Annotated in this window: 10 protein-coding genes; 7 read left to right on the top strand and 3 right to left on the bottom strand. The window is 73.5% G+C overall.

Annotation, left to right across the window (positions count from 1 at the left end; all coding sequences use genetic code 11):
• Positions 1–21: 21 nt before the first annotated feature.
• Complete coding sequence (locus QSK22_RS00370; protein WP_285491838.1) at positions 22–543, bottom strand: superoxide dismutase family protein; 522 nt, start codon at positions 541–543, stop codon at positions 22–24.
• A gap of 196 nt (positions 544–739) precedes the next feature.
• Entirely contained in the window at positions 740–2,908 is a 2,169-nt protein-coding gene (locus QSK22_RS00365) for an MMPL family transporter (RefSeq protein WP_285491837.1), read from the bottom strand.
• A gap of 138 nt (positions 2,909–3,046) precedes the next feature.
• On the opposite strand from QSK22_RS00365, the gene QSK22_RS00360 reads away from it, so the two are divergent.
• The gene (locus tag QSK22_RS00360; protein ID WP_285491836.1) at positions 3,047–3,766 is read left to right on the top strand and encodes a TetR/AcrR family transcriptional regulator; all 720 of its coding nucleotides are present in this window, start codon (positions 3,047–3,049) and stop codon (positions 3,764–3,766) included.
• 105 nt (positions 3,767–3,871) lie between these two features.
• Here QSK22_RS00360 and moeZ read toward each other — a convergent pair whose 3' ends face one another.
• Positions 3,872–5,053, bottom strand: a complete 1,182-nt coding sequence (moeZ, locus tag QSK22_RS00355) for an adenylyltransferase/sulfurtransferase MoeZ (protein WP_285491835.1) — start codon at positions 5,051–5,053, stop codon at positions 3,872–3,874.
• A gap of 372 nt (positions 5,054–5,425) precedes the next feature.
• On the opposite strand from moeZ, the gene QSK22_RS00350 reads away from it, so the two are divergent.
• From QSK22_RS00350 to QSK22_RS00325, 6 genes are all read left to right on the top strand, one after another.
• Positions 5,426–5,620, top strand: coding sequence for a CsbD family protein (locus tag QSK22_RS00350; protein ID WP_285491834.1), 195 nt, complete (start codon positions 5,426–5,428; stop codon positions 5,618–5,620).
• 257 nt (positions 5,621–5,877) lie between these two features.
• Positions 5,878–6,708, top strand: a complete 831-nt coding sequence (locus QSK22_RS00345; protein WP_285491833.1) for a hypothetical protein — start codon at positions 5,878–5,880, stop codon at positions 6,706–6,708.
• A gap of 27 nt (positions 6,709–6,735) precedes the next feature.
• Positions 6,736–7,977 (top strand): S8 family serine peptidase, encoded by a 1,242-nt coding sequence (locus QSK22_RS00340; protein ID WP_285491832.1) that lies wholly within the window; start codon positions 6,736–6,738, stop codon positions 7,975–7,977.
• Positions 7,978–8,029: 52 nt separating this feature from the next.
• A complete protein-coding gene (locus tag QSK22_RS00335; protein ID WP_285491831.1) occupies positions 8,030–8,371 on the top strand; it encodes an MGMT family protein in 342 nt (113 codons plus the stop codon).
• 59 nt (positions 8,372–8,430) lie between these two features.
• A complete protein-coding gene (locus QSK22_RS00330) occupies positions 8,431–9,123 on the top strand; it encodes a PucR family transcriptional regulator ligand-binding domain-containing protein (protein WP_352231393.1) in 693 nt (230 codons plus the stop codon).
• Between the two features lie 168 nt (positions 9,124–9,291).
• On the top strand, positions 9,292–12,417 hold the full coding sequence (locus QSK22_RS00325) for an ATP-dependent helicase (protein ID WP_285491830.1): 3,126 nt from the start codon (positions 9,292–9,294) through the stop codon (positions 12,415–12,417).
• Positions 12,418–12,431 lie beyond the last annotated feature (14 nt).

Raw genomic sequence — 12,431 nt, 5'->3', positions numbered from 1 at the left:
CGGATCCGATCAAAGATCCGGTCAGAACGGGACGGTGGTGCAGGCGAGCCGGTCGCCCGCGTCGCCGGTCTTCTGGTCGGTCGCCTTGGCGTGGATCACGACCGATCCGGCCTGGCCCTTGCCGACGCGCCACGGCACCTTGGCGACGGAGCGCGCCGTGCGATCGCGCCGCACCTTGATGTCCAGCCAGATCTCCTTGTTGCGCAGCGGGGTGCCGCGCCTGGCCCCCGCACGCTGGTAGTGCGGACCCGCCGCGGAGGGCTTGCGGCCGCACTTGTTCTTGTGGACGTGGACGCCGAGCGTCTTGCCGACGGCCTTCCTCGGCAGCCCGGTCGCCAGGAACCGCACCGTGGTCGAGCGCCTGCCGTAGGACACCTGCACCCAGTTCTTCACCCTGGCGTAGCGGGGATCCTTGTAGACGTACGTCGGGCCCTGGACCCGGATGTCGCGCACCTTCGCGTCGGCGAGGGCCGGGGCCGTCGGCGCGCCCAGCGCGAGCCCCGCCGCGCCGAGCGCGACGGCCGTGCGCCGCACCAGTGTCATGGTCGTCTCCCTGTTCACCCTGTGTTGTCGCGACGTCACGAAGACGTCACGTGGCAGGCCTGATCATGCCCCCGTTCGACAAGATCAATGCATGCTTCCGAGGGGTGGCGGACCGTGTCGTCCACCGGGCTGAACTGGCGAAACGTCCTGTCTGCGGTGCGGCGTCCGGCGTGCCCGGGCAGGGCCCGAGGGGCGGTCAGGCGCCGGCGGGCTCCAGTGGGCGGGCGGGGGAGTCCGGGGCGTCCTCCTCGCGGATGCCGTAGCGGCGGTAGACGCGGGCGAGCGGTCCGGGCGCCCACCAGTTGGCGCGGCCGAGCAGCCGCATGGCGGCCGGGACGAGCAGCCCCCGCACGATCGTGGCGTCGATGAGCACCGCGGTGACCATGCCCACGCCGGTCATCTTGATGAACGAGATGCCCGAGGTGGAGAACGCGCCCATGACCACGATGAACAGCAGGGCCGCGCCGGTGATCACCCCGGCGCTGCGCTGCAGGCCGGTGGCGACGGCCGCGGTGTTGTCCCCGGTGGCGTCGTAGCGCTCGCGGATCCGCGACAGCAGGAACACCTCGTAGTCCATGGTCAGCCCGAACAGCATGGCCAGCATGAGGATCGGCATCGCCGGGGAGAGCGCGCCGGTGGCGGTGAAGCCGAGCGCCCCTGACAGGTTCCCCTCCTGGAAGATCCACACGATGACGCCGAAGGTGGCCGACAGCGACAGCACGTTGGTGGCCATCGCCTTGAGCGGCAGCACCACCGAGCCGAACGCCAGGAACAGCAGCACGAACGTGGCGCCGCCGACCGTCGCCGCCAGCAGCGGCATCCGTGCGCCCAGACCGGACAGCTGGTCGATCAGGTCGGCGGTCTGCCCGCCCACGTACACCTGCGTCCCGGGCGGGGCGGGCACGTCGCGCACCCGCTCGACCAGGTCGCGGGCCTGTGTGGACATCGGGTCGGCGTCGTAGCGCAGCGAGATCTTCGCGGTGGTGCCGGCGGCGCCGGTGACGGCGGCCTGGGTCACGCCGGGCACCCGGGCGAGCCGCTGCGCGTACGCGGCCGGGTCGGTGCGTCCGGTCACGACCACCTCGATGGGGGCGGTGGCGTTGCGCGGGAAGTCGCGTTCGAGCGTCTCGGCGACGACGCGCGCCTCCGTGCCCGCCGGCAGGACCTTGCCGTCGATGCCGCCCCAGCTGATGCCGAGGAACGGGGCGGCCAGCGACAGCAGCACGACCATGGCCCCGGCCAGGTACAGCACAGGGCGCCGCATCACGCTCCGGGCGAGCCGGTACCAGCCGGCGCTTCCGCCGGAGGCCGGTGCCGGGGTCCGGCGGCGGCGCCGGATCGACAGCGCGTTGACCCGGGGGCCGAGGACGGCCAGCAGCGCGGGCAGCACGGTCAGCGCGGCGGCCATGCAGACCACGACGGTGGCGATGCCGCCGAAGCCCATCGAGCGCAGGAAGACCTGCGGGAACAGTGTCAGCCCGGCCAGTGACACCGCGACGGTGACACCCGAGACGGCGACGGTGCGTCCGGCGGTGGCCATCGTCCGCGCCAGCGCGTCCTCGGTGCCGCGGCCCGCGGCGAGCTCCTCGCGGAACCGGCCGACGACGAACAGCCCGTAGTCGATCGCCAGGCCGAGGCCGAGGAACGTGGTGATGTTGATGGCGAAGATCGACACGTCCGTGCCCAGGGTGAGCAGCCGCAGTGCGGCGAACGAGCCCAGGATCGCGATCCCGCCGACGACCAGCGGCAGGCTCGCCGCCACCGCCCCGCCGAAGATCACCAGGAGCAGGACCAGCAGCACCGGCATGGACAGCATCTCGGCGCGGGCGATGTCCTCGCGCACCCGGTCGTTGATGGCGACCTCGGTGGCGACCGTGCCGCCGAGCTGCGCGGTGCCCGCCGCGCCCGCCGGGTGGCGCAGCGCGTCCTCGATGTCAGCGAGGTTCTCGGTGCGCTGCTCGGGGTCGGCGCCGGCCAGCCGCAGCACGGCGTAGGTGGCGGTGCGGTCGCGGCTGACCAGGTCGGGCGAGCCGGTGGACCAATGCGTGACGACGCCCGCGACCTTGTCCCGGGGCAGGGCGGACAGGGAGCCGGTCACCGCGCTCCGGAAGGCCGGATCGTCGACCGTGCGGCCCTGCGGCGCCTTGTACAGGACGACGACGTCGGCCTCGGCGCGGCCGAGGTCGCGTTCGGCGATCTGCGTGGCGCGGACGCTCTCGCTGTCGGGGGTCTCGAAACCCCCCGCGCTGGTGAGGGAGCCGAACACGCCGATGCCCCAGACCGCCGCGGCCACCAGGGCGAGGGCGCCCAGCACGAGCACGGGCCGTCGGCGCCGGTACGCCACCCTGCCCCATCGTTCCAACATGGTGCCTCCTCCGTGACAGCGAATCACTGGAATGAACGGCGTTAACTAGTGAATGGCGTTAATTTCGCATACAGCGTTAACTATCGTCAAGGCTGTTCATGCGACATCATCAAAGGGCAGTGGAGGGAGGCCAGGACAGTGGGTGAGACCCGGCGCGACCGGCTGCGCGCGGCGACTGTGGCGGAGATCACGCAGATCGCGCGGCACATCCTCGTCGAGGAGGGGCCGCGGGCGCTGTCGCTGCGCGCCATCGCCCGCGAGATGGGCATGACCGCGCCGGCGCTCTACCGCTACTTCGGCAGCCGCGACGAGCTCGTCCGGCACGTCGTGGGCGACATGTTCACGGACCTGACCGACGCGCTGCACCACTCCATCGGCGCCGCCGGCGACCTGGACGGCAAGTTCCTGGCCGCGGCCCGCGGGTTCCGCCGCTGGGCGCTGGACCACCGGCGCGAGTACGAGCTGCTGTTCGGCGCCCCCCTGCCCGGCGTGCGGCACAGCGAGGAGGTCGACTTCGCCGAGGAGTGCGCCCGCGCGTTCGGCTGGACGTTCGTCCAGTTGTTCCTGGAGCTGTGGCGCAAGCGGCCGTTCCCCTGCCCGGCCGACGAGGAGGTCCGCCCCGACCTGCGCGAGCAGCTGTACCGCTACCGGCGGGAGGCGCTGGGCGGGGTCGATCTGCCGGTCGGCGTCATCCAGATGTTCCTGCAGTGCTGGGTCCGCCTGCAGGGCAGCGTCAGCCTGGAGGTCTTCGGCCACCTCGACTTCGCCCTGGACGACCCCGAGCCGATGTTCGAGCTGATGCTGGAGGAGCTGGCGCCCGCCCTCGGCCTGAAGTACAGCCCGCCGTCCGGCGGGTGACGCGGCGTTCGGCCGCGTCCGCGCCCGAACATGCGAGGGCCCCGGACCGGGCGGGTCCGGGGCCCTCGCACGTCCCGGCGGGCTCAGGGGTTCACGGGCCGGGCGTCAGTACGACGGCAGGCTCGGGTCGATCTGGTTGATCCAGGCCACGATGCCGCCGCCGACGTGCACCGCGTCGGCGAAGCCGGCCTTCTTGACCACGGCCAGCGCCTCGGCGCTGCGCACGCCCGACTTGCAGTGCAGGACGATCTTCTTGTCCTGCGGCAGCCTCTCCAGGGCGTTGCCGTTGAGGAACTCGCCCTTGGGGATAAGCGTTGCGCCGGGGATCGAGGCGATCTCGTACTCGTTGGGCTCGCGGACGTCCACCAGGAAGATGTCGTCCCCGCGGTCCTGCATGGCCTTCAGCTCGTGCACCGAGATGGTGGAGTCCTTGGCGGCCTCGGCGGCCTCGTCGGACACCGCGCCGCAGAACGCCTCGTAGTCGTCCAGCAGCGCGGTCTGGGTCGGGTTCTTGCCGCACAGCGGGCACTCGGGGTCCTTGCGGACCTTGACCGACCGGTAGGCCATCTCCAGCGCGTCGTAGATCATCAGCCGGCCGACCAGCGGCTCGCCGATGCCGGTGATCAGTTTGATGGCCTCGTTCACCTGGATGGAGCCGATCGAGGCGCACAGCACGCCGAGCACCCCGCCCTCGGCGCAGGACGGCACCATGCCGGGCGGCGGCGGCTCCGGGTACAGGCAGCGGTAGCAGGGGCCGTGCTCGGCCCAGAACACCGCGGCCTGGCCGTCGAACCGGTAGATCGACCCCCACACGTACGGCTTGCCGAGCAGCACCGCCGCGTCGTTGACCATGTAGCGGGTGGCGAAGTTGTCCGTCCCGTCGAGGATCAGGTCGTACTGGGCGAAGATCTCCATGATGTTGTCGCGGTCCAGCGCGGTGTTGTGGACCACGACGTCGATCAGCGGGTTGATCTCGCGCACGGTGGCGGCGGCCGACTCGGCCTTGGGCTGCCCGAGGCTGGACTGCCGGTGGATCACCTGCCGCTGCAGGTTGGACTCGTCGACGACGTCGAAGTCGATGATGCCCAGGGTGCCCACGCCGGCGGCGGCCAGGTACATCAGGGCCGGGGAACCGAGCCCGCCCGCGCCCACGCACAGGACCTTGGCGTTCTTCAGGCGCTTCTGCCCGGCCATCCCGACGTCGGGGATGATCAGGTGTCGCGAGTAACGGTTGACCTCGTCGCGGGTGAGCTCCGCTGCGGGCTCGACCAGAGGTGGCAACGACACGGTGGGTGCTCCTGTGCTGACGCTCGGCTGTACCAGGGGCGGACGTCCCGTCGGCGGAGCCTGCCGCGACCCGGCCGCGCACCGCGCCGGGAACGTCCTCCCACCGCACAACCTTGCCATGTCCGTCCGAATTCCCGCACTGCGCCGCATGTCACAGCCGTCGCCCGCATGGGCGTCCGGCGGACGGGGGCGCCGCCGTCGCGAAGAAGACCCGCGTTCCCGAGGGGTGCCGTGCGTATTCGCGCGGCCCCGCGTCCGCGAAATGATCGTCGCGGGCCCGCACCCGCCGTCGCACTGCCGCGCCGGAGCGTGCATAGATCGCCATAACGCGGGCAAACGAGGCACGTATCGCCTCGTATCGAAGGAGGAACCGTGGGTTTCCTCGCCAAGCTGAAGAACAAGACGCAGCGGGCCAAGGGCCGCGCCAAGGAAGAGGCGGGCCACCGGACCCGTGATCCCTACCTTGAGTCCGAGGGCACGAAGGACCGCGTCTCCGGTGGCGTCAAGCAGGCCGGAGAGCAGGTCAAGGACGCCGCAGGAGAAGTGCGCCGCACCATGGACCGCTGACCACAGCGGCAACACCGTCACCACCGGCCGCATCCGTCCTCGGTGAGGATTGATTCGGCCAGGTAAAAAATGCGCGCCGTTCCCCGCGCGGCGAGTGACCGCGCGGAAGGGGAGCGGGTTGCGCCGAAAAGCCTGCAGGGTGGGGAGAAAGGGCCTCTCGTCCGAGGGGCCCTTTTCCCTGCTCACGACTTGCGTGCGGTAGTGGTCCCCGTCAAGACAGGGCAGAACTTGGCAAACCGCAGTTAATCTGTCCGTTTGTGGCGTTCCTGCCTTCAGTCAACCGGCCGCCCGCCCAGCCCGACCCGCCGGCGGCCCCGCACAGCGAATCACCCCGGCGGCCGACGGTGCTGGGCCTGCACGGCCGCCAGTGGATGGTCGTCGCCGTGGTCGTGGGCTGCTGCTACCTGGCGATGACCTTCGCCGCGCTCGCCGGCGCCTGGACCACCCTGCACCGCGAGCCGACCGCCGCCGAGATGAAGCGCGCGGCCGCCGCCGAGGTCGCCCGCCGCTGGCAGACCTGGCCCGCGCAGCGGATCTTCCCTGAGCGGCTGCCCTACACCACCGGCGGCGGACACAGCGAGTACGCGTCCCTGCAGGGCATCTCCTCGGCGACCGCCTGCGACACGACGGCGGCGGACGCGGAGATCTCCGCGGTGCTGCGCCGGCACGGCTGCCGCGCCGTGCTGCGCGCCACCTACGCCGACCAGCTCCAGGGCGTGGTGGTCACGGTCGGCGTGGTCGCCTTCGCCGACCCGTTCCAGGCAGACCGGGCCCTGCGCGAGCTGCCCGCCGCCACGCTGCCGGACCGTTCCCGCGGCGTCCGGCCCGCGCTGCGCGCCGCCGCCTTCCCCGGCACGGCCGCCGCCCGCTTCACCGACGCCGCCCGCCAGGACCGCAGCAGCGACCGGGGCGGCCCCTACGTCGTGCTCACCACCTCCGGCCAGGCCGACGGACGGCCCGCCGCCGCGATCACCAAGAACCGTCCCGGCAACCCGTTCGCCCTGGCCCCCCAACTCGGCCGCCGCATCGCCAAGACCCTGTCCACCCAGGCGCTGCCCGACTGCTCGTCCCGCGAGTGGCGCTGCTGAGGCGACCCCACCCGGAGTGCTGTGCTGATGACGCTTGCCCGGCGAACCGCCGCGACCCTGCTCGCCCTGGCCCTGGGGGCCGCCCCGGCCCTCGCCCCCCCGACCGCGCACGCCGACACCGTCCGCGACCGGCAGCGGCCGGTGATCCAGACGCTGGAGCTGGAGGAGGCCTGGAAGGTGACGCGCGGCCGCGGCGCGACGGTCGCGGTCGTCGACTCCGGCGTGGACCCCGACCAGCAGGACCTCGCCGGGGCGGTCACCACCGGCCCCAACATGCTGGCCGAGGTGGACCGCGGCACCCGGCCCGCCCGCATGCACGGCACCGGCATGGCCTCGCTGATCGCCGGGCGCGGGCACGGCCCGGGCGGACGGGACGGCGTGATCGGCGTCGCGCCCGAGGCCCGCATCCTGGGCATCCGCGCCATCGGCGAGGAGGAGGACCCCGGCTACGCCCGCTACACCGAGTCGGACGAGGCCGAGGACGCGGTGGCGCGCGGCATCCGCTACGCCGCCGACCACGGCGCCGACGTGATCAACCTGTCGCTCGGCAAGGACGAGGAGAACCCGGCCGAACGGGAGGCCATCGCCTACGCCATCGACAAGGGCGTGGTGGTGGTGTCGGCCGTCGGCAACGACGGGGAGGCCAAGAAGCGCCTGGACCGCGACGGGTTCGCCCCCTACTCCTATCCCGCCGCCTACCCGGGCGTCATCGCGGTCGCCGCGACCGACCCCGACCACGGGCACGCCGCGTACTCCAACCGCAACTACTCGGTGCTGCTGTCCGCGCCGGGCACCGCGGTCCCGGTCGCGGCGCCGGGCGGCGACTACTACATCACCGACGGCACCAGCGACTCCAGCGCGCTGGTGGCGGGCATCGCCGCGCTGATCCGCAGCCGCCACCCCAAGCTCCCCTCGGCGCTGGTCACCCAGGCGCTGCTGAACAGCACCCGGCACGGCCCGTCCGCCACCTACGACCCCAACGTGGGGTTCGGCGAGGTCAGCGCGGCCCGCGCCGTCCGGGCGGCGGACGCGCTGGTGGCGCCGCGGCAGACGGTGGGCCAGGCGCCGTGGCAGCCGTTCGGGGCCGGCGACCCCGGCCCGGTCGAGGTGATCGAGCGGCCCGCCTGGGTGCGCCCGCTCATCGTGTCCGTCACGGTGCTGGGCATCGCGGGAGCGGTGGCGGCGGTCGTGATCGCCGTCACCCTGGCCCGCCGCCACCCCCGGAGCCGGCCGTCTCCCGAAGCGCAGACGGCGCCCTCCGAGGCCTAGCCTGGGCAGACTTCTGGGGTGCACCCGGCCCCCCGACCCGACGGAGTCACCCTTGGCCTCTGAGCAGCCGCCCGACACGCCGGACGACCCCGGCACGCTCGACGACTACGCCGACGCGGTGCTGGGCGTGGTGGAGCGCATCCCGCCCGGCCGCGTCCTGGCCTACGGGGACGTCGCCGAACTGCTCGGCGCGGGCGGGCCGCGCCAGGTCGGCCGCGTCCTGGCCCGGTACGGCGGCGCCGTGCCCTGGTGGCGGGTGCTGCGCGCCGACGGCAGCCCGCCGCCCGGCCACGAGGTGCGGGCGCTCGAGGAGTACCGCGCCGAGGGCACGCCCCTGCGCCCGGACGGCCGCCGCGTCGACATGCGCCGCGCCCGCTGGGACGGCCGCAGCTGACGGAGCTGTAGCACGGCCGTAACAGTCGAGGCGTTTTCCTTGAACATCCCGTTCGTAGCATGAGCGGGGTGAGGGTCGCCGAGCTGCTCGAAGATCCGGAACTGCGGCTGCGCCCGCTGGCCTGCCAGGACCGGCTCAACCGCCCCGTGCGGCAGGTGTTCGTCACCGACCTGCCCGACCCCAGCGGCTACCTGGACGGCGGCGAACTCGTCCTGACCGGGCTGATGTGGCGGCGCGGCCCCTACGACTCGGCGCCCTTCGTCGCCGCGCTGGCCGCCAAGCAGGTCGCCGCCCTCGGCGCCGGCGAGGCCGTGCTGCCCGTGCCGGACGACCTGGTGGCCGCCTGCGACCGCTACGGCCTGCCGCTGGTCGCGGTGCCGCGCGAGACGCCGCTGTCGCGCCTCATGGCGATCGTGGTGCGCCGCCTGGACGCCGAGGCCGGCTCCCTCGGCGACGTCCCGGCCACCCATGCGGCGCTGCTGGAGCGGCTGCCGGCCGACGCCCGCCGCGAGTTCCGCCGCCGCGTCCTCGGCGAGCTGATCAGCTACGACCGCCGCCACCGCGGCGACCTGCTCGCCACGCTCGCCGAGTTCCTGGCCTGCTCGGGCTCCTGGACGGTGTGCGCCCGCCGCCTCAACCTGCACGTCAACACGCTGCGCTACCGCATCGGCCGCATCGAGGAGCTCACCGGCCGCGACCTGTCGTCCCTGGACGACCGGGTCGATCTGCTGTTGGCCCTGCGCGCCGAGTAGCCGGCGGGCGGCAGGCCTCCGCTTCACACTTGTTTCCCACCCGGCACACGCGCGCCACCCGGCGGTTCTGGTCAGAACTGTCCCGATGATCTGCTGAAATCGTCTGTTGTGCCGTCAGCGTCCTACCGCCTCGTACGGCGCGCCGGTCCCGCGCGCGCCGTCCCACCCGTGCTCGACGAACGGCAGCGGCGGGTCGTCGAGCACGCCGGCGGGCCGCTGCTGGTGCTGGCCGGTCCGGGCACCGGCAAGACGACCACCATCGTGGAGGCGGTCGTCGACCGCATCGAGAACCGCGGCACCGACCCCGAGCGGGTGCTGGTGCTCACCTTCAGCCGCAAGGCCGCCGAAGAGCTGCGCGAACGCATCACCGGACGGCTGCACCGCACCACGCGCACACCGCTGGCGCTGACCTTCCACAGCTACGCCTACGCGCTGCTGCGCCGCGAGGCCGTGCTGAACGAGGAGCCCCCGCCGCGCCTGCTGTCGGGGCCCGAGCAGCTGCTGGAGGTGCGCAGGCTGCTGCAGGGCGAGCTGCAGGACGGCGCGCGCGACTGGCCGGAGCGGCTGCGCCCGGCCCTGGCCACCCGCGGATTCGCCGAGGAGCTGCGCGATTTCTGCCTGCGCGCCGTCGAACGCGGCTACGGCCCCGAGGAGCTGGTCGCGCTGGGCCGCACGCGGGGCCGCGACGACTGGACGGCCATCGGCCGGTTCATGGAGCGCTACGCCGACCGGTTCGCCGTCGACCCCGTGCCCACCTACGACTACGCCGAGCTGATCTGGGCCGCGGCGGGGCTGCTGGCGGACGAGGACGTGCGCCTGCGCGAACGCGGCTGCTACGACGTGGTGTTCGTCGACGAGTACCAGGACACCGACCCCGCCCAGGAGCACCTGCTCCGGCAGCTGGCGGGGGACGGCCGCGACCTGGTCGTCGTCGGCGACCCCGACCAGTCGATCTACGGGTTCCGCGGCGCCGACGTCCGCAACATCCTGCACTTCCCCACCCGGTTCCCCACGCTCACCGGCGAGCCGGCCCCGGTCGTGGCGCTGCGCGACTGCCGCCGCATGGGCCCGCAGGTGCTGGCCGCGTCCCGCCGCATCGCGCACCGGCTGCCCGCCGGCCCGCTGGCCGCCGAGCACCGCGACCTGCGTCCCGTGCGCGCCGCCGACGGCGACGACGGCCCGGCCGACGAGGTGCGCGTGGTCATCGCCGACAGCCAGAGCCAGGAGTCCGCGCTGGTCGCCGACGAGCTGCGCCGCGCCCACCTGCTGGACGGGGTGCCGTGGTCGCGGATGGCGGTGCTGGTGCGCAGCGCCACCCGCCAGGTGCCGGTGCTGCGCCGCGCCCTCGCGCAGTCCGGGGTCCCGGTCGTCGTCGCCGGCGACGAGGTGCCGCTGATCGCCGAACCCGCCGTCCGGCCGATCCTGCTGCTGCTGCGCGCCGCCCTCAAACGCGGGTTCCTGGACGAACTGGTCGTCGAGGAGCTGCTCACCGGCCCTCTGGGGCGCGCCGACGCCCTGGCCATGCGCCGCCTCAAGCGCGCGCTGCGCGACCTTGAGGACCTGTCGGGCGGGCAGCGTCCGCTGAGCGAGCTGCTGGTCGCCGCCGTGAACGACCCGCACGAGCTGATCCCCGTCCACGAGAAGGTGCGCGCCCCCGCCGAACGCGTCGCGCACCTGATCGAGGTGGCCCGCGACAGCGCCCGCAAGGGAGGCACCGCCGAGGACGTGCTGTGGGCCGTGTGGCGGGAGAGCGGCCTGGCCGACGAGCTGCTGGAGCAGAGCGCCAAGGGCGGCACCCGGGGCGCGTCCGCCGACCGCGACCTGGACGCCGTCGTCGCGCTGTTCGACCACGCCGCCCGGTTCGTCGACCGCATGCCGCAGGGCGGACCCGAGCTGTTCGTCGACTCCGTCGCCGCCCAGGAGATCGCCGGCGACACGCTCGCCGAGCAGGCCCCGCACGGCGAGGCGGTGCGGGTGCTGACCGCGCACCGCTCCAAGGGCCTGGAGTGGGACGTGGTCGTCGTCGCCGGGGTGCAGGAGGGCCTGTGGCCGGACGTGCGGCTGCGCGGCTCCCTGCTGGGCGTCGAGGAGCTGGTCGAGCATGCGGCGGGCGGCGACCTGCCCGGCGAACTGGCCGCCGGCGCGTCCATGGCCGCCAAGATGCTGGACGAGGAGCGCCGCCTGTTCTACGTCGCCGTCACCCGGGCGCGGCGGCGGCTGGTCGTCACGGCGGTCGGCGGTGACGACACCGAGGAGCGCCCGTCCCGGTTCCTGGGCGAGCTGCTGCCGGGCGCCGCCGAGCAGGCCCAGCTCGACGAGAAGACCCGCTGGCTGTCGCTGCCCGCGCTGGTCGCCGACCTGCGCTCGGTCGTGGCCGACCCGGCCCGCCCCGGGCCGCTGCGCCGCGCCGCGGCCGCGCATCTGGCCCGCCTGGCCCGCGCCGGGGTGCGCGGCGCCCGCCCCGACCAGTGGTACGCCATCACCGCGCTGTCCGACCCCGGGCCCGCGTTCGGCGACGAGGAGCAGATCACCGTCTCGCCGTCGCAGGTGGAGACGTTCACCACCTGCGGCCTGCGCTGGCTGCTGGCCTCGGCGGTGGGCGCCCAGGAGGGCGGCCCCGGCGAGTTCAGCACCATGGGCAAGGTCATCCACGCGGTCGCCGAGATGGCCGGGGCCGACGACGGCGTCACCGAGGTCGACGTGGCCAAGCGGCTCGACGAGATCTGGAACGAGCTGGACTTCCGCAGCGCGTGGTACTCCGACAAGCAGCGCGAGCAGGCCGCCGCGATGGTGGACCGGTTCCTGGCCTGGCACCGCGACAACCCCAACGAGGTCGTCGCGCTGGAGGAGTCGTTCAAGGTGGACCTCGGCCGGGTGGTGATCAAGGGGCGGATCGACCGGGCCGAACGCGACGCCGAGGGCCGCGCCGTGATCATCGACATCAAGACCTCCTCCACCGCCGTCCCCAAGGACGAGCTGGCCCGCCACCCGCAGCTGGGCGTCTACCAGTACGCGGTGATGCTCGGCGCGTTCGAGCGGCACGGCCTGGTGGAACCGGGCGGCGCCAAGCTCGTCCAGGTCGGCAAGGCCGCCTTCGCCGCCCGCGCCCGCGAGCAGACGCAACCGCCGCCCACCGAGGACCCCGAGCCCGACTGGCCGAAGAAGCTCGTCGACCTGGTCGCCGCCGGGATGGCCAGCGACGTGTTCCGGGCCCGCGCCAACGACAAGTGTCGGACCTGCCCGGTACGGTCCTGCTGCCCGGTGCACGAGGAGGGCGGGCAGGTGGGCCCATGAGCACCGGTCGCACG

The sequence above is a fragment of the Actinomadura sp. NBRC 104425 genome, from assembly GCF_030269545.1.
Taxonomy (GTDB): domain Bacteria; phylum Actinomycetota; class Actinomycetes; order Streptosporangiales; family Streptosporangiaceae; genus Spirillospora; species Spirillospora keratinilytica.
This window is presented reverse-complemented; position numbering and strand designations above follow the sequence as displayed.